This window comes from Exiguobacterium sp. s26 (assembly GCF_018618235.1).
GTDB classification, from domain to species: Bacteria; Bacillota; Bacilli; order Exiguobacteriales; family Exiguobacteriaceae; genus Exiguobacterium; species Exiguobacterium chiriqhucha.
In genome coordinates this window covers 240,596-259,103 of record NZ_JACSLS010000004.1, presented here as the reverse complement: position 1 = coordinate 259,103, position 18,508 = coordinate 240,596, and the positions used below count along the sequence as shown (strand labels likewise).

15 protein-coding genes are annotated in these 18,508 nt (G+C 53.8%); 11 read left to right on the top strand and 4 right to left on the bottom strand.

Annotated elements, in window-relative coordinates; all coding sequences use genetic code 11:
- Positions 1-57: 57 nt before the first annotated feature.
- Complete coding sequence (gene mgtE / locus KNP82_RS08375) at positions 58-1,416, bottom strand: magnesium transporter (protein WP_214827572.1); 1,359 nt, start codon at positions 1,414-1,416, stop codon at positions 58-60.
- 342 nt (positions 1,417-1,758) lie between these two features.
- Between mgtE and arcA the strand changes: the two genes are divergently transcribed.
- The 8 genes from arcA to cydC all read left to right on the top strand — a co-directional run bounded on the left by arcA (position 1,759) and on the right by cydC (position 13,448).
- On the top strand, positions 1,759-2,988 hold the full coding sequence (gene arcA, locus KNP82_RS08370) for an arginine deiminase (RefSeq protein ID WP_029594553.1): 1,230 nt from the start codon (positions 1,759-1,761) through the stop codon (positions 2,986-2,988).
- A gap of 16 nt (positions 2,989-3,004) precedes the next feature.
- Positions 3,005-4,033: an ornithine carbamoyltransferase gene (argF, locus tag KNP82_RS08365; protein WP_214827571.1), complete on the top strand. Its 1,029-nt coding sequence runs from the start codon at positions 3,005-3,007 to the stop codon at positions 4,031-4,033.
- Positions 4,034-4,086: 53 nt separating this feature from the next.
- Positions 4,087-5,562: an arginine-ornithine antiporter gene (gene arcD / locus KNP82_RS08360; RefSeq protein WP_214715650.1), complete on the top strand. Its 1,476-nt coding sequence runs from the start codon at positions 4,087-4,089 to the stop codon at positions 5,560-5,562.
- A gap of 15 nt (positions 5,563-5,577) precedes the next feature.
- Positions 5,578-6,540 carry a carbamate kinase gene (gene arcC, locus KNP82_RS08355; protein ID WP_029594557.1) on the top strand — a complete coding sequence of 321 codons (963 nt, stop codon included), beginning with the start codon at positions 5,578-5,580 and terminating at the stop codon, positions 6,538-6,540.
- Positions 6,541-6,719: 179 nt separating this feature from the next.
- The gene (locus KNP82_RS08350; protein WP_214827570.1) at positions 6,720-9,062 is read left to right on the top strand and encodes a glycoside hydrolase family 31 protein; all 2,343 of its coding nucleotides are present in this window, start codon (positions 6,720-6,722) and stop codon (positions 9,060-9,062) included.
- A 134-nt stretch (positions 9,063-9,196) separates the two neighbouring features.
- Positions 9,197-9,883 carry a Crp/Fnr family transcriptional regulator gene (locus KNP82_RS08345; protein WP_214716397.1) on the top strand — a complete coding sequence of 229 codons (687 nt, stop codon included), beginning with the start codon at positions 9,197-9,199 and terminating at the stop codon, positions 9,881-9,883.
- A gap of 128 nt (positions 9,884-10,011) precedes the next feature.
- Positions 10,012-11,736 carry a thiol reductant ABC exporter subunit CydD gene (gene cydD / locus KNP82_RS08340; RefSeq protein WP_214716395.1) on the top strand — a complete coding sequence of 575 codons (1,725 nt, stop codon included), beginning with the start codon at positions 10,012-10,014 and terminating at the stop codon, positions 11,734-11,736.
- Complete coding sequence (gene cydC / locus KNP82_RS08335; RefSeq protein WP_214716393.1) at positions 11,733-13,448, top strand: thiol reductant ABC exporter subunit CydC; 1,716 nt, start codon at positions 11,733-11,735, stop codon at positions 13,446-13,448. The genes cydD and cydC overlap by 4 nt, the downstream gene beginning before the upstream one ends.
- A gap of 247 nt (positions 13,449-13,695) precedes the next feature.
- On the opposite strand, the gene KNP82_RS08330 is transcribed toward cydC, so the two are convergent.
- The 3 genes from KNP82_RS08330 to KNP82_RS08320 form a co-directional block, all read right to left on the bottom strand.
- On the bottom strand, positions 13,696-14,220 hold the full coding sequence (locus KNP82_RS08330) for a hypothetical protein (RefSeq protein ID WP_058764968.1): 525 nt from the start codon (positions 14,218-14,220) through the stop codon (positions 13,696-13,698).
- Positions 14,221-14,367: 147 nt separating this feature from the next.
- The gene (locus KNP82_RS08325; protein ID WP_214716391.1) at positions 14,368-15,438 is read right to left on the bottom strand and encodes a diguanylate cyclase; all 1,071 of its coding nucleotides are present in this window, start codon (positions 15,436-15,438) and stop codon (positions 14,368-14,370) included.
- Positions 15,439-15,528: 90 nt separating this feature from the next.
- On the bottom strand, positions 15,529-15,864 hold the full coding sequence (locus KNP82_RS08320) for a hypothetical protein (RefSeq protein WP_214716401.1): 336 nt from the start codon (positions 15,862-15,864) through the stop codon (positions 15,529-15,531).
- Positions 15,865-15,952: 88 nt separating this feature from the next.
- On the opposite strand from KNP82_RS08320, the gene KNP82_RS08315 reads away from it, so the two are divergent.
- The 3 genes from KNP82_RS08315 to KNP82_RS08305 all read left to right on the top strand — a co-directional run bounded on the left by KNP82_RS08315 (position 15,953) and on the right by KNP82_RS08305 (position 18,474).
- Entirely contained in the window at positions 15,953-16,135 is a 183-nt protein-coding gene (locus KNP82_RS08315) for a hypothetical protein (protein WP_214716382.1), read from the top strand.
- 79 nt (positions 16,136-16,214) lie between these two features.
- A complete protein-coding gene (gene msrA / locus KNP82_RS08310) occupies positions 16,215-17,165 on the top strand; it encodes a peptide-methionine (S)-S-oxide reductase MsrA (protein WP_214716380.1) in 951 nt (316 codons plus the stop codon).
- Between the two features lie 13 nt (positions 17,166-17,178).
- Positions 17,179-18,474 (top strand): DUF2252 domain-containing protein, encoded by a 1,296-nt coding sequence (locus tag KNP82_RS08305; RefSeq protein WP_214756045.1) that lies wholly within the window; start codon positions 17,179-17,181, stop codon positions 18,472-18,474.
- Positions 18,475-18,508: the final 34 nt, after the last annotated feature.

Here is an 18,508-nt window from a genome sequence, read left to right as displayed (position 1 = left end):
TTGTAAAAGAACTGTAACAAACCTCACAACAAAAAAAGACACCTGAGAGGTCAGGTGTCAAAAAAAGCGAAGCAACGAAGTCGCGACCGTGAAATAAATGATTAAGCCGAGATTGTCGACGACTGTTGTGATGAACGGACCCGACGCGACGGCTGGATCGAGTTTCAATCGATTGATCAAGAGCGGCACGAGCGTCCCGACGATGGTCGCCACGCTGAGCGACGCAAAAATCGACAGACCGACGATTATGCCGATTAAGGCACTGTCATAGAGGACGGTGATGACGCCGAAGATGACGACCATACAGGCGAGACCGAGCAAGACGCCCGTCCCGAACTCACGACGAATCATCTTCAACACGTTCTTTCGATTAATCGTCCCGAGCGCGATTGAGCGGACGGCGACGACGAGCGATTGGGTGGCGGCGTTACCGGCCGAACCCATGACGAGCGGCATGAAGACGGCGAGCAAGACGATCGTTTCGAGCGTGTCCTCGAAACCACCGATTGTCGACGCAGTGATCATCCCGAGGAACATGAGGCTAATAATCCATGGCGCGCGCTTCATCGCCGCCTCGACCGGTCCCATGTTGATGTCCGACGAACCTTTCGTCGCCGACAGCTCTTCGAAATCCTCGGTCGTCTCGCGTTCGATGACGTCCATGACATCGTCGACCGTGATGATCCCGAGCAGATGGTCCTCGCTGTCGATGACAGGCAGGGCCAATAAGTCATACTTCTGAACGGTCCGGGCCAAGTCTTCCTGGTCGGCGAGGACGTGGGCCGACACGACGCGCCGGCCCATGATGTCCGCGATTTGCACGTCGAGCGGGGAGACGATCAAGTCGCGTAGCGAGACGACGCCGACGAGCCGGCGATCGGTGTCGATGACGTACAGGTAATAGATTGTCTCGGCTTCCGGTCCAAGTTCGCGCAAGTCTTCGAGTGTCGCACCTACGGTCTTGTCCGCCTTCAACACGATAAACTCGGTCGTCATGATGGCACCGGCCGTATCGTCCGGATAGCGCATCAAGTCTTTGACCTCGGTCGCCTCGGTCTCGTCCATCAACTCGAACAGTTCGTTCATGAAGTCGTCTGGGAGCTCGGTCATCAAGTCGGCGGCGTTATCCGAGAACATATCGTTCAACACACGTACGGCGAACGGACGTGGCATCTCTTGAATGAACTGTTCCTGTTCGTCCAGTTCAAGTTTTTCAAACAAGTCGGTGAACGCTTCCGGGGATAACGCCTCGTAGACGAACTCACGGGCCGGACGTTCAAGTTCGATGAACAGGTCGGCCTGTTCACCAGGGTGGAGGGTGAGGAACACGTCGCGGAAATCGACCGGGCCCCCTTTTTGAATGAGCGCTGTCACTTGGGCTTCATGACGGGCGCGTTCTGTACGTTCGATTGCCATCGACTCACTTCCTTTTCACATCATTTGTCTATATTATGTCACGAGTTTGAGCGGTCTCAAACAAAATCAAAAAAAAGCTATGAATTTTTTTCACAATCTATACAGCGTGTATACGTCACTTTCTCTCGATTCGAGGGGCCACACCGTTTCTCGAGTGATTGTTCATTCATGTCACGTCATGATCTATGCACTTTTCTGTGGAATCCACCACAGTCCAAACGTCGGACTTGCCCATCGTGGAAATGGGTAAGTTGATAATGTAAGGGTAGCAACACACCCGAATCACAAGGAGGAAGCGAGATGATATCGATGACGGATCAACAAACCGCACGGGATACTACGCTGAAACATCCGATCCACGTGTATTCAGAAATTGGTGAACTCAGGACCGTCCTTTTAAAACGTCCAGGACGCGAACTCGAAAATTTGACCCCGGAATATTTGGAACGACTCCTGTTTGACGACATTCCTCATCTTCCAGTCATTCAAAAAGAACACGATTACTTTGCGAGCGTGCTCCAAAACCGAGGCGTCGAAGTGCTTTATCTAGAAAATTTAATGGCTGAGACGTTGTCGTTGCCGGGTGTCCGTGAACGTTTCGTCGCTGATATCTTGTCAGAGTCCAAATCAAATATCAACGGTTCGTACGAGACGCTGAAAGAATATTTGCTCGCCTACGACAATGAAAAGTTGATTGAGACCGTCATGGCCGGGATTCGGAAATCCGAGATTAAGCCCGAAAAACGGCGCCACTTACACGAGATGATTGAGGACACGTATCCGTTCTATCTCGATCCGATGCCGAACTTATACTTCACCCGTGACCCGGCGGCAGCAATCGGCAACGGGCTATCCATCAACCGGATGAAAGAGCCGGCTCGTCGTCGTGAATCGTTGTTCACACAATATATTATGCGTTATCACCCGCGATTCGCGAAACACGACATCCCGATTTGGTCGGACCGCGACTATCGTTTCGCGATGGAGGGGGGGGACGAGCTCGTGTTGTCGAAGGAAGTCGTCGCCATCGGGATTTCCGAACGAACGACGGCCCAAGGGATTGAACGGGTCGCCCTCAACTTGTTGAAAAAAGGCGGTACATTCAAGAAAGTCATCGCCATCGAGATTCCGAAATCGCGCGCGTTCATGCATCTCGACACGGTCTTTACGATGGTCGACCATGACAAGTTCACGATTCATCCGTTCATCCAAGGTCCAGGAGGCAAGATGAATATCTTTGAACTGACGTTGAACGCCGTAGGCGAACTTCACATCACGCAGCATACGGATCTGTTGAACGTGTTAAAAGCCGCACTCGGTCTCGATGAGATCGTCTTAATTCCATGTGGGGGCGGGGACCCGATTGCCGCTGCCCGCGAGCAATGGAACGATGGATCGAACACGCTCGCCATCGCCCCAGGCGTCGTCGTCACGTACGACCGCAACTACGTCTCGAACGAGTTGCTCCGTTCCGAGGGCGTCGAAGTCATCGAAATCATGTCGAGTGAACTGTCGCGTGGTCGTGGGGGTCCACGCTGTATGAGCTGTCCGATTATCCGCGAAGACATTTAACGAGGAGGAAACGAGCATGTCCACAACGTACAACTTTGATTTGAAAGGCCGTCATTTTCTATCATTGAACGATTTTTCAGGAGACGAGTTGAACTATTTGATCGATTTATCGGCCGCCTTCAAGCGTCAAAAGCAACAAGGCGTCCCGCATCGCATCTGTGAAGGGAAGAACGTGGCGCTCTTGTTTGAAAAACCATCGACACGGACGCGTTGTGCGTTTACTGTGGCGGCCATCGATCTCGGCATGCATCCGGAATACCTCGGGAAATCGGATATCCAGTTCGGTAAAAAAGAATCGGTGCGAGACACGGCCATCGTGCTCGGACGTATGTTCGACGGCATCCAGTTCCGTGGGTTCGCCCATGAGACGGTCGAAGGTTTGGCCAAAGATGCCGGTGTCCCGGTATGGAACGGGTTGACGGACTTATATCATCCGACTCAAATCTTGGCCGACTTCTTGACCGTCAAAGAACAGAAAGGCGAGTTGTCTGGCATTCGCTTCGTCTATGTCGGCGATGGACGCAACAATATGGGCAACACGCTCTTGATTGGTGGGGCCAAAGTCGGGATGGACACGCGCATCTGCGCGCCGAAATCGCTCTGGCCGTCAGATGAGGTCGTCGATTTTGCCCGCTCGGTCGCTGCTGAGACGGGAGCGAAAATTACGTTGACCGAGAGTATCGATGAAGCGGTCGCCGACGCCGACGTGATTTACACCGATGTGTGGGTGTCGATGGGCGAAGAGGCGGAATTCGCCGAGCGGATCAAGTTGCTCCATCCTTACCAAGTGAACATGGACATGCTCACGAAGACGAATAATCCAGACGTCATGTTCCTTCACTGTCTGCCAGCCTTCCACGACTTGGAGACCGAGGTTGGCCGAGCCATCCATGCCGAATACGGTCTGACCGAGATGGAAGTCACGGACGAGGTGTTCCGGAGTCGTCATTCCTTCGTCTTTGATCAGGCGGAGAATCGGATGCACACGATTAAAGCTGTGATGGCGGCGACGCTCACCGACACGAACGAATGGCTTGAACGCTGACGGACGGGAGGGGTTTCCCCTCCGGTTCGTACTAAACGAAAGGGATGAGTTCAATGTCTACGAAAATAGCGCATGACTCAAGTGGAACGGCTGGCGTACAACCGGAGAAAAAGGATCGACGATTAGGGCTCGGGGCGTTGACGGCACTCGTCGTCGGTTCGATGATTGGCGGGGGAGCCTTCAACTTGGCGGCCGATTTGGCCCAAGGTGCGAACGCGGGGGCGATTTTGATTGGGTGGGTCATCACCGGAATCGGGATTATCGCACTCGGTCTCAGTTTTCAAAATTTGACGATGCGTCGTCCAGACCTCGACGGAGGGGTGTACAGTTACGCCCGGGCCGGCTTCGGTCAGTTCATGGGGTTCAACTCGGCGTGGGGCTACTGGCTCTCCGCATGGCTTGGTAACGTCGCCTATGCGACGCTCCTGTTCAGTTCGGTCGGTTATTTCTTCCCAATCTTCGAAGGCGGTCAAAACATCGCCTCCATCATCGGCGCCTCGATTATGCTGTGGCTCGTTCATTCGCTCATTTTACGAGGCATTCATGAAGCATCCATGATCAACATCATCACGACGATTGCGAAACTCGTACCGATTTTTGCTTTTATCACCATCACCTTATTCTTCTTCAACCTCGATAATTTCACGTTCGATTTCTGGGGCCAGGGTGGTTTCTCATGGGGTAGTGTGAGAGACCAGGTCGTCTCGACGATGCTCGTCACACTATGGGTGTTCATCGGTGTCGAAGGGGCGGTCGTCTTATCCGGACGGGCCCGCAAGCGCTCGGACGTCGGGAAAGCGACGGTCATCGGGTTGCTCGGGACACTCGTCATCTATCTGCTCATCTCGGTCATGTCGCTCGGTCTCATGAATCCAGAGAACGTGGCGAACGCCTCGCAACCGGCGATGGCGTACTTGCTCGAGTCGGCGGTCGGACCGTGGGGCGCGATGCTCATCAACGGCGGTCTCGTCATCTCTGTCCTCGGGGCGTGGCTCGGGTGGACGTTACTTGCCGCCGAGATTCCATTCGTGGCCGGGAAAGACGGCGTGTTCCCGAAATGGTTCACGAAAGAGAATAAGAACAGCGCGCCGGCCAACGCGCTCTGGCTCACGAACGGATTGATTCAATTGTTCCTCTTCACGTTCCTGTTCTCGGATGCGGCGTATAATTTCGCTTTCTCGCTCGCTTCGAGCGCCATCTTGATTCCGTACGTCTTCTCGGCCTTCTATCAAGTCAAAGTCGCGAAGAACGGCATCGGCTATAACGCCGGTGAACGCCGGACTCGCGACCTCATCATCGGAGCCGTCGCCTCGATTTACGGGATTTGGCTCATCTATGCGGCTGGAATCGACTATCTGCTCTTGACGACCTTACTGTACGCACCAGGTACGTTGCTCTATATCAAGGCACAGCGTGAGAACGGTATCAAGACGTTGACGAAGACGGAATGGATTGTGGCCGGGGTCTTGACCGCGCTCGCCATCTTGGCCGTCGTGCGCATCGTCTCAGGAAATATCTCAGTCTTTTGATCGGGGGAAACCAATATGCGGAATAAACGAGTAGTCATCGCACTAGGTGGAAATGCGATTCAACAAGGAAAAGATGCGACGGCCGAGGCTCAAATTCGAGCCGTCGAGGCGACGGCTGAATCTCTGGCCGCGCTTGTCGCCGAAGGGATTGAGGTCATCATCACCCACGGGAACGGGCCGCAAGTCGGGAATTTGATGTTGCAACAGGCTGCGTCAGATAGTCCGGCGACGCCGGCCTTGCCACTCGACGTTTGCGGGGCGATGACACAAGGGATGATTGGCTATTGGTTCGAGAATGCCCTCACGAAAGCTCTGAGATCGCGCGGTTTGGAACGTTCGGTCGCGCCAATCGTCACGCGGTCGGTCGTCGACCCGAACGATAGTGCCTTCAGTCACCCGACGAAGCCGATTGGTCCCTTCTACGACGAGGCGGAAGCGCAGCAGATGGAACGGACGACCGGTTATGTGTTCAAAGAAGACGCCGGTCGCGGCTATCGCCGCGTCGTCCCGAGTCCGTTTCCAGTGGCGATTCTCGAGCACGCGGTCATCCGTGACCTTGTCGCCCATGAGCACATCGTCGTCGCCTCTGGCGGCGGCGGGATTCCCGTCATCGATACACCAGATGGTTATGTCGGTGTCGAGGCGGTCATCGATAAAGATTTCGCCGCTGCGAAACTCGCCGATCTCGTCGACGCCGACATGCTCCTCATTTTGACGGCCGTCGAGCACGTATTCGTCGATTTTGGGACCCCGTCGGCTCGGGCGCTCGAGGAGACGACGAAAGAACAGCTCGAGACGTATATCGCCGAAGGCCAGTTCGCACCGGGCAGTATGTTGCCGAAAGTTCGGGCCGCCCTTCAGTTCGCCGAGTCAGGCCACGACCGGGTCGCCGTCATCACGTCGCTCGAACAAGCCCTTGCGGCGGTCCGAGGCGAAGTCGGGACGCGCGTCCGACTCGCCGCGACGCTCCAACAATAAACTCAACGCCACAGACAACAGCGTCTGTGGCTTTTTTTCTGAATTGGTAGCTCGTCGTTTTTTATGGTCCGACATGGGGAAGGAATGTTGTATGTCGATTTAGACATTGCTATCATTTTGAGTGTAAACGTTTGCACAAATTAGAAGGGGAGTGACGAAGAGCGGTAACGCTCGAGCTTATGCGTCTATTTGAAGAGGAGAACGTCTATACGCAACAAATGAAACCACAGGCAGATAATCGAGCAATCGTCCAAGGGAGCTGCTATCGCTTCACGGTACTGACGAGCCAACTGATTCGGATGGAATACGCGGAAGATGGAGTGTTCGAGGACCGGCCGACCCAAGTCGTCTTTAACCGGGCGTTCGCAGTCCCGGAGTTTCGCGTGATCGAGGATGAGACGGAACTGCAAATCATCACGGAGCACGTCCACCTCTATTACACGAAAGGGCCGTTCGCGCCGAACACGCTCTACGTCGATGTGAAAGGGAACTTCAGTACGTACTATAGCCGCTATACATTTAACGGACCGGAGCGGACGTTGAAAGGGACGGCGCGCACGCTCGACCATGTCGACGGGGCGACGGAACTCGGTGAGGGCATCGCCTCAAAACAAGGATATGCCGTCATCGATGATTCCGATTCGTTCATCATGACCGAGGACCGTTTTGTGGAACCGAGACGGAAACACATCCATGACTTGTACTACTTCGGATATGGACATGAATATAAGCAGGCGCTGCGTGACTTCTATCAACTGACAGGCCCGACGCCGCTGTTGCCACGAAAAGCGCTCGGCAACTGGTGGAGCCGCTATTGGCGCTACGACGAGACGGAATATAAAGAACTCATGCGTCGGTTTAAGACAGAAGACATCCCGTTCTCGGTCAGCGTCATCGACATGGATTGGCACGTCACCGATGTCCCCGAAGAATACGGGAGCGGATGGACGGGTTATTCATGGAATAAAAACCTGTTCCCGGACCCGAAAGGCTTCTTGACGTGGCTCAAACAAGAGAGTCTGCTCGTCACGTTGAACTTGCACCCGGCGGACGGCGTGCGTGCCTTCGAAGATCAGTATACGGCGATGGCCGAGGCGATGGGCATCGACCCGTCCCAGGGTGACCGCATTCCGTTCGACTTCTCTGATAAGCGCTTCATTCAAGCTTATTTCGAGCAGATGCACCATCCGCATGAAGTCGACGGCGTCGATTTTTGGTGGATTGACTGGCAACAAGGCTCGACCTCGAAAATGGAGGGGCTCGACCCGCTCTGGATGTTAAATCACTATCATGCGGCCGACATCGCCCGTGACGGCAACCGTCCGCTCATCTTCTCCCGTTACGCCGGGCCGGGCAGCCATCGGTATCCGGTCGGTTTTTCGGGCGACACGTTGATTTCGTGGGCGTCCCTGGCCTTCCAACCATACTTTACAGCGACGGCGGCCAATATCGGCTATGGCTGGTGGAGTCATGACATCGGCGGCCATTATCGTGGGTCGAAAGATGATGAACTCGCCGCGCGCTGGGTCGCATTCGGTGTATTCAGCCCGATTATGCGACTGCACTCGACATTGAGTACGTTCAACGGCAAGGAGCCGTGGCGCTTCGGTCTCGAGGCGGAACGGTCGATGAAGACGTTCCTGCGTCTGCGCCATCAATTGATTCCATATACCTATACGATGAACTGGCGAAATCATGTCGGCGCCTTGCCGCTCGTCTTACCGATGTATTACGAGCACCCGGACGAAGACGCGGCATATGAGGTGCCGAATGAGTATTACTTCGGCAGTGAACTCATCGTCTCCCCAATCGTCGAACCGATGAATCGACAGCTCCACGTGGCGGCGACGAACGTCTGGCTACCGAAAAGCGACTGGTTCGACTTCTTCACGGGTCATCGCTACAGCGGAGACAAATCGGTTCGCATGTTCCGTGGGCTCGAAGATCAGGCGGTGTTCGCCAAAGCCGGGGCGATTATCCCGATGGCACCACACCATTCGGGTCGAAACGATACCGACAACCCGGCCGATTTGGAAGTGCTCATCTTCCCAGGCGCCTCGAACACGTTCACGCTCTATGAAGACAATGGGAAGGACCGTGGCTATGAGACGGGAGCCTACGCCGAGACGACGTTCACGCTCGATTGGGAGGAACGGAGCCTTCATATCCAAGTGACAGGTGACCGGTCTGTGTTACCGGTGGACCGCCATGTCACGTTGCTCCTTCGAGGGGTGACCGGGTCTGGTGAATACAAACGGGAGACACAGACGCTTCGCCTCGAGCTCGGACCGATCAGAGACGAGCTGACCGTGGAACTCCCGGTCGATGTGACGGCGAACGACCATCGTCTCGATCGGTTGTATCGCTTCTTGGACCGTGCGGAAATCTCATACGATTTAAAAGACCGGTTATACCGGTCAGCGGCGGCGAAGACGCGACTCGAAGCATGGCTGTTCGATTTACATGCGCTCGAACTCGATCGCGACCTGCAAGACGCGATCATGGAATTGATGCTCGACTGAATACTTTATTGTGACGAAGAGGGGCGGTTCATGCCCTTCTTTTTTTGTCAGAAAATCGTCGGATTTTGTAAGCGTTTTCAATAAGAGGTCGCTTTATACTTAAAAGAGAGGCAAGATGGATTGGAGGATGCGACATGAAACCAAAATGGACGGTGGACGATTTGAGACAGCTTGATGTGTTCGCCAAATGTGCCACACGAGAGCTCGAGGCGCTGTTGCCGCATGTCTATTGCCGCACGTATCGGAAAGGTCAACTCTTGTTCATAGAGGGCGATCCCCGGGAACGGGTCTATTTCTTGATTAGCGGTTATGTGAAGCTTGAACGTTGCAACGAGACGGCGACACATCAATATACGGACTACTTGAAACCGAAGCAGTTGTTCCCGTATCGCGGCTTGCTGACGGAACCGTACTATCAACATTCAGCCGAGGCGTTGACCGATATCGAGGTCATCTATATGCCGACCGATCGATTCGAACAACTCGTCTCGCGGAACGCATCGATGTTGCTCCACATCGTCGGACAGATGAACCGGATTCTCGATTTGCACGAGCGCCGTGTCCAGGACATCATCACACCGAGTGCGACCGACCGGGTGCTCAACACGATTCATTACTTGATTGAAGACCTCGGGGAGGCGGAAGCGACGGGCGTTCGTGTCCGCTGCCCGTTCACGACGATTGAGATTTCGCGCTTGTCGGGCACGTCACGAGAGACCGTATCGAACATCTTGTCGCGGTTGCGAAAAGAAGACGTGCTTCAATTTGATGCGCGGGAATTGATGATCGGTCATCCTGAATATTTTGAACAGTCGCTGTGATGGCGCCGCGTGTGGGACGTGGCGTTTTTTGCATGTCTGAGGAAGCGAAGCGTTCGCCTTGCAAGGGTGCATCAGGTATAATTAGTGAGAATCCTCACAAAGAAAAAGTCTCCTGATTGATAGAAAGGATGAACGCAGTGAAACGACTGCAAGCTCTCGCTTTAGCAGAAAAACGCCATATCGTCGGACTCATCATCGCGGCAGTGATGATCGGGTTGTCGATTTTAGCTCAAGCCTATTTGATTGTCGACATTGTCGATCAAGTCTTTTTAAAAAATGCATCGTTTGAAAGCATCGTTCCGACGCTCGGGTGGCTCATCCTCGCGCTCGTCACACGAGCTGGTTTCGGCTATATGTCGGGGAGGATTGGAGCGAGCCTGTCAGAAAAGGCGAAACGAACACTCCGATTGCAATTGCTCGACCGCTATACGTCGAATCCGATTGAGACGTCACTATCCGGTCAATCCGGTAAAAAGGTGAGCGTGTTCATGGACGCGGTCGACGAAGTCGATGCCTACTTTAGCCAATATTGGCCGCAAGTCATTCAAACGTCGATTATTCCACTACTCATTCTCGTCGTCGTCTTCAGCCAACATTGGATTTCAGGCGTCATCATGATGGTGACGGCTCCATTCATCCCAATTTTCTTCATCATCATCGGGATTGCGACCCAGAAGAAGTCAGAACAGCAGATGGAGAAAATGAATCAGTTCTCCGGCAAGTTCTTGGACGTGTTGCAAGGATTAACGACGCTCAAACTATACGGTCGGACCGAGCGTGAGGCGCAAGCGATTGAAAAGAGCAGTCTCGATTTCCGCGACGCGACGATGGTCGTCTTGAAGACGGCGTTCCTGTCGGGTCTCATGCTCGAGTTCATCTCGATGCTCAGCACGGGCGTCGTCGCACTCGAAGTGGCGCTCCAAATGGTCGTCTGGGAGAACTTGACGTTCTTCTCCGGCTTTTTGATTCTCGTCTTGGCCCCGGAATACTATTTGGCCATCAAAGACCTCGGCGGTGCGTTCCACACCGGACGAGGCAGCATGGGGGCGGCCGACCGTATTTTCGAGGCGCTCGATGCACCGGATGAACGCTTGACCTGGGGCGACCGGACGTTGACGAGCCCGACACCCGACCTCGAGCTCGACGCCGTCTCGTTCGCCTATGAAGGTGGACGCTTTACGCTGCATCCATTAAGCGGTGTGATTCCTGCCGGTGCCCACGTGGCGCTCGTCGGGGCGAGCGGGTCCGGTAAGACGACCGTATTGAACGTGTTGTCCGGGCTCGTGAAACCGGACAGTGGACGTGTCCTCGTCGACGGAGAACCGCTCGAGACATACACCGATTCGTCATGGTATGACACGATTGGCTACATCTCACAAAATCCGTATTTGTTCGCCGGTACCGTCGCCGATAATATCGCCCTCGGGGAAACGGCCGACGAGATAAACATCCTTGAAGCCGCGAATGCAGCCGGATTGAACGATGTCATCGCGCAATTGCCGAACGGCATTCATACCGAACTCGGTGAAGGCGGTTATGGATTGTCTGGAGGCGAACGGCAACGGCTCGCCTTGGCCCGCGCCTTCTTGAAACGACCGGGCATCATCTTGTTCGATGAACCGACGACAGGGCTCGATTTAGTGACGGAGCAAATCGTTCGGCGCTCGATTGAGGAGTTGTCGCGCGAGGCGACGCTTGTCACGGTCGCGCATCGCTTGCATACGATCAAGCAGGCGGACGCGATTTGGTTCATGGACGATGGGAAGCTCCTCGCCCAAGGTACGCATGACGAATTGCTCAGCGTTCCGCAATACGCTGACTTGTTCACGCTACAGAAAGGGGTGAGAGGATGAACTCACTTTGGACGATCACGAAATGGATGATGCGCGAGAAGAAGGATATCGTCCTCTCGATCTTCTTTGGGTACGTGGCCGGCATCGCGGCCGTCGCCTTGTTCGCGGCGAGCGGTTACCTCGTCTCACGGGCCGGTCTCGTACCGCCGCTCTATGCGCTCATGGTGCCTGTCGTTTTGATTAAATTGTTCGGTGTGATTCGGGCGAGTGCGCGTTATCAAGAGCGCCTTGCCTCGCACCGGGCGACGTTCACGATTTTGAGCGAGTTGCGGGTCCGGTTTTACCGCCAGCTCGAACCGCTCGTGCCGAGCATCTTTGCCAAGTATCGGAGCGGAGATTTGCTCGCTCGCGTCGTCGGTGACGTCGAGAGCTTGCAAAACTACTTTTTACGGGTATTCTATCCGCCGATTATCTTGGTGCTCGTCTTCTTGAGTACGATTTTTTTCGTCACGTATTTCTCGATGTGGGTCAGCCTCTGGATTTTGTTCGGTGTGTTCGTGACCGGCTTTTTGATTCCGGCGTTCTTCGCCCGAATCCGTGCCAAGCACGACCGCGAGCTTCGCGCCTTACGGGGTGACCTGTCGAGTGGGATGACAGAGATGATGTACGGATATCGCGATTTGTTGCTTCATCATCAACTTGGACGGACACGCGGCGAGCTGCTCGAACAGAGTGACCGTTACGCCGAAGCGCAGAAGCGGGATGTGACGAATCAGTTCTTCAACTCGTCACTCGTCGTGGCGGCATCCCTGCTCGTCTCGTGGGGTGTTCTTGCCATCGGGGCGTATCTCGTCGTCGACGGCGAGTTGAACGGCCTATTTTTGGCCATGCTCATCATGATGTCGCTCACCGCGTTTGAGAACGCGACACCGATGGCGGTCTTCCCAGGCCACTTTGCCGACAGCAAGCAAGCGGCCGATCGACTGCTCGAAGTCGTCGAGCCGAGTGAAGCAATCGTCGCGGCCGAGGCCACCCGGACGGACATGGTACTCGAATCCGCTCCAGACGTATCGTTCGAGCGCGTGACCTATCGCTATCCGGATACGTACCGCGACGTCCTGAGCGACGTGGATGTGACGTTACGAAGCGGAACGAAGACGGTCATCGTCGGGCCGAGCGGCTCAGGGAAATCGACGCTCCTGCAACTGTTGCTCGCTTTCGTCAGACCTGATTCCGGTGAGATCCGATTGAATGGGCAACGCTTGGATGATGTGACCCAAGCATCGGTTTGGCGTGAAGCCAGCGTCGTCCTTCAAGAGAATCACTTCTTCTTCGGGACGGTGCGCGAGAACTTGGCGCTCGCCGGAGAGTTCACCGACGCTGAGATGGAAGCGGCGCTCACGAGCGTCCGGCTCGGTTTCTCACTCGATGAGCCTGTCCTCGAGAAAGGGGCGAACTTGTCGGGCGGAGAACGGCAACGGCTCGCCATCGCCCGGGCGCTCTTGAAGAACGGGGTGCTCTGGATTCTCGATGAAGCGACGTCGGCCCTCGATGCGCGGACCGAGGCGGACGTGTTCGCCGAAGTCTTCCGCCGTGCCGAGTCATCGACACTCGTCATGGTCAGCCATCGCCTGACCGGGCTCGAGCGCTTCGATCACATCATCGTCATGGAAGGCGGTAGCGTCGTAGAGACGGGAACGTATGATGAACTGATGCGGTCCCGCGGTGTCTTCTATGGCTTGAAACAGATCGAGCAAGATATTTTCGCATGAAAAAACGAGCGGCTCCGTCGGAGAGCCGCTCGTTTTTTGGATGGCAAATTTGGGTGCAACAAATGGGGGTTGTCGCATTGCTTTCAAAAAGAGTGTCGTGGAGGGGAATCCACGTGACGCAATAGTTTGGGGAACGGTTACGTCAAGCTTTTGGGAGCTACATCTTGAGTATAGATGATAACGATTCTCATTGTCAATTAGAAAATGATATAAAAAAACCACAACCGGTTCGGGTTGCGGTCAATCGTCAGCTTGATGGCACGCCCTTGCGGAACGTGAAGCGAATCAAGCTGAACAAATAGCGGATATAGAAGAGCGCGAACGCATAAAATACAGCGATGGCTGATGCGCCGAGTTCAACACCTGGAATGTTCATCAAGAACTCGAGGATGAGAATCGACAGCAAGAAGATGTAGAGGCCAGCGTCGAGATAGAGTGGCATCAATTTGCCACGTTGATGCCAGAACGTCCGGACGAGCGGAGCGACGATCATCCCGATGATGCGTTCCGCGAAACCGATGCTAAGCACGGAAATCATGAACGCAGCGACCGTTTCGAACGAGACGAGCTCTGAGAACGCAAACATCGAGATGAGCAAGAGCGGGCCGATGAAAATCATCATTGAGAGTGACGTGCGTAAAAAGATCAGTAAGTTCCGTTTCATCGTGTCGACTCCCCCGAAGAGCGACTGGCGGAACGTCTTGCCACGTTGATAGTCGAGGATGAACGATCCCACAAACATCAAACCGAATAGTGATAACAATACTGTCATGAAATGTGTTTCCCCTTTTTCTGTCCAAATCTATGATCAACTGTAAGAATCATCGAATCAAAGTCTAGCCTAGTGTACCGATTCACTAGTTGAAAGTAAAGCGGGAAAACTGCGTAAAACCGCAATCTTTAGCGAACGATTCGCCGATTACGACGCCAAGATGAAGCGATTGCGACCAGATTCCTTAGCGTGGTATAACGCTTCGTCGGCATGCTTCAACACGCTGTCGACTTCGATGTCGTTTGAATGGCAGGCGCCGAGCGAGACCGTGATATGTAACGTCCCGGCGCTCGTCTCGAACGGGAACGTCGAGACTTTTTCTCGTATAGATTCGGCGAGGCGAGTCACGTCCTCTCGATTGGCGTTCGGCATGATGATTAAAAATTCTTCTCCGCCGAAACGACCGACAAGATGCCGTTCGTCGCTCTCGGCGACGAGTAACATGCCGAGCTCACGCAATACATCGTCCCCGACGTCATGGCCGTACGTGTCGTTCACGCGTTTAAAGTGGTCGATGTCGACGAGAATCAACGCGTACTCTTTCGCCTCGACGTTCAGGTTGGCCATGGCTTCATTCAATAGACGTCGGTTGGCGATGCCGGTCAATGCATCCGTCCGAGCAAGTTGTTGCTGGTGCTGGACGTTCTCAAAGTGACGTCGCAACTCTTGGAGCAACCGGTAAGAAGCACAGGCACCGCCGTATGCCATCACGACGTAGGCAAAAATGATAGGGTAGAACAATTGAAGCGGTAACGCGTAATAGATGGCGGCACCGAAAACAGCGATACTGATTGTCGTGAAAATGAGTAGCGTATTGCGGGTATTATCGAGTTTGAGGCGCAATAGACTGATGGGAAGGACGAGCCCAATCATGCTCAAAACGGCCAGATAAAAGCCGATGTACGCCCCGTCGGTGACCATCAAAAAACGAGCAGTCAAAAAGATAACGGCGGCAACCGTTCCGCTGACCCATCCACCGAACAGGACGGCGAGTGAGATTGGGATGGAGCGCAAATCAATTAGGATCCCTTCAAGTGGCAGTGCGTTCGCTAGTAAAATCAAGGCGACGAGCCCGGTTTGAACGCCGAGCAGAATTCTGCTTTTTAAAGGTGATTTCGGTGTGAGCCGTGGACGGTTTCGGAAAGGGAGAAACGAAATCGTGAATAGCGTGAATAGGATACACAGATTTAGAAAAAATGAGTTGATGATTGTGAGCATGAACGCATCCCCTAACGTGAAATGGAAATAATTAGTTTCAGTTTAGCACATTACAACCAGGTTGACGCTTGATGGATGGGGATAATGTGTTCACCATTCTCGCCATTCTTCCGTCACGTCTTCTGTCGTCTCATAACCGGCTAAAATGGCACCGGCTTGAATGAAGTCGTACAATTCCTCACGCTCGACCGTCTCGATGAAATGGTCGTGTTCTTCGTCAATTTCGTTTAAACGCAATACGACGTCGCGGACGGCCGCTAACACGTTTGCTTCCGTGCCGTCTGCCTGTGTCAAGGCGGTCACGTACCGCCGAAGCGCGGCATCGACGGCAAAGATGATCTCGACGGTATACACGTCATCTCCCTCGTTCATTCGGTCTTCCCACATCAGTGTCGGGCGATTGGCCCATAATCGTTCAACTTCCATATTAGGTGCCTCCTTCGAAATGGAACATCATCTTCCACTCTATCTTAGCAAATAAGTTTGGTATGATAGAGAAAAAGGGGGACTGTCCGTGCGGTATTGGGACCATTTCAAACGAGCCTTCATTCCGATTGCGCTCATCTTGATCGGGTTAGCCATCTTTTATACATTATCGGCTCGAGGCAATCTGGCATTGACTGCTCTCGGAGCGGCCATCGTCGGCGTCATCTTATTTTTAGTGATGCGACATATGAATCGGGTCGAAGAAGACTAACGAGAACACGTTCGGGGTTCTCGTTTTTTGTTGTCTGTGAGATTTTTTGGGTACACTACATAGTAAGGAGGGATTTATTATGACAAAAGCTACATTTGCGGGAGGCTGTTTTTGGTGTATGGTCAAACCGTTTCATAAATATGAGGGGGTCGAGCGCGTCATTTCCGGCTATACGGGCGGACATGTCGACAACCCGACCTACCAACAAGTCTGTTCAGAGACGACAGGTCACCTAGAGGCGATCGAGGTCACGTTCGATCCGGAAGTCATCTCGTACGAGGAACTGTTGCGCATCTATTGGCGTCAAATCGACCCGACCGATGGTGGCGGACAGTTTAACGATCGGGGTGAATCGTATCGACCGGCGATTTTCTATCATTCAGAAGAACAGCGTGCGGCGGCTGAACGCTCCAAACAAGAAATCGAAGACTCAGGCCGCTTCGATCGACCAATCGAAGTGGAGATTCGCCCAGCGAAGACGTTCTGGGAAGCAGAAGACTACCATCAGGACTATTACAAGAAAAACCCATTCCGTTATGAGATGTACCGGGTCGGTTCTGGCCGGGCCAAGTTCGTGAAAGAGGCGTGGAGTGACAAGAAGATTCAGAAAGAATTGAAAGATCGTCTGACGCCGATGCAATATAAAGTCACGCAAGAGAACGGCACCGAGCCTCCGTTCCAAAACGAATATTGGGATGAGGAGCGGGAAGGGCTGTATGTCGATGTCATCGATGGGACACCGCTCTTCACGTCGCGCGATAAATTCCAATCGAATTGCGGTTGGCCGAGCTTCGCGCGTCCAATCGAAGAGAAGCGCATCGACATGAACATGGACACGACGCACCATATGGTCCGGACGGAGGTCCGTTCGAAGGGAGCCGACAGCCACCTCGGCCACTTGTTCGATGACGGTCCGAAAGAGCTCGGTGGCTTGCGCTACTGCATCAACTCGGCAGCGCTCCGTTTCATTCCAAAAGAAGAACTCGAGTCTGCAGGTTATGGAGAGTACAAGCACCTATTCGATGCGTGAAGGAGAGAAGGCCATGTTCACATCCGTCAAACAACAGATCCGTCGTGAGACGCTCGCGACCGTATTGGACTACTACGACAAATCGATTCGGAATCTATCGGAAGCCGCCAGAGATGAGAAGTATAACAAGATGAGCGCGACGCCGTTCTCGTTTTTCCGTGGGAGTTCGCACTTGTTCTATTACGACTTTGCGAAAGTGCCGCTCGCGTTTGATACGGATGCGTCCCATCCGACGTTCATTCAAGGAGATCTCCATTTTGAGAATTTCGGTGTGTTCGAAGATGGCGCCGGGACGATCATTTACGATGTGAACGATTTTGATGAGGCGTATCTCGGCTCTTATTTGTTTGACGTCCTGCGCATGGCCATCTCAGTTGACTTGTTTGCCGCCGAGTCAGGTTTTGATGCGACTCGGGCCATCGAGACATATGCTGACACGTATGCACGTGCGATTGAGCGTTACGCGAACGGGAAAGACGAAGATGTCCAGTTCACGAAAGCGAACACGTGCAAAGCGATCAAGAAAGTGATTAAAAAGGTCGAGAAGAAGAAAGACGCGTTCATGGCCGAGCGGACGGAAGTGCGGGACGAGGAGCGCTACTTTGCGACGAGTGACGACCTCGTGCCGGTCAGTCCGAAGACGGCGAAGCAAATCAAGCAGGCATGGCCGGACTATTTGTCGTCGTTATCGGAGAAACATCGCCATCACGCCGACCATTACAAGATTAAAGATATCGCCATTAAACGTGAGAGTGGCACCGCTTCGATTGGACTCGAACGATATTATATTTTGATTGAAGGCGCGGACGAGGAGCATGACGAGGATATCATCCTTGAAATGAAACAAGCCCAATCGGCCGTCCCGTCTCTCTTCTTGCCGACGCATCCATTGTTTGAGGACGGGCTGTCCCATCAAGGGGCCCGTGTCATCGCGGCTCAGCGTGCCATGGTGCACAGTCGTGACCCGTATCTCGGCTACTTGACGATTGATGGGAATGAATACTACGTCCGTCAACGGTCACCGTATAAGCGAAAAGTGAAAGCGAAGCACATCAAGAATGAGGAATCGCTCATCGAGACGTTGAAAGTGCAGGCGGAAATCACCGCCAAGATTCATGCCCGGGCGGATGCGGATGCGAACGTGCTCGATTATGAGGCGAGTGAACGCATCGCGGCGGCCATCGGTGTGTCGCGCCCGCTGTTTATCCGTCAAATCACACGTTGGTCCCAATTTTACGCCAATCAAGTCCGGTTTGATTTTGAAGCGTTCCAGACATGGCTCACGACGCGCTCGGAGACTCACGTCTGAACGAGCATCGGACTTGCGGCCAGCCCCTCGTTTG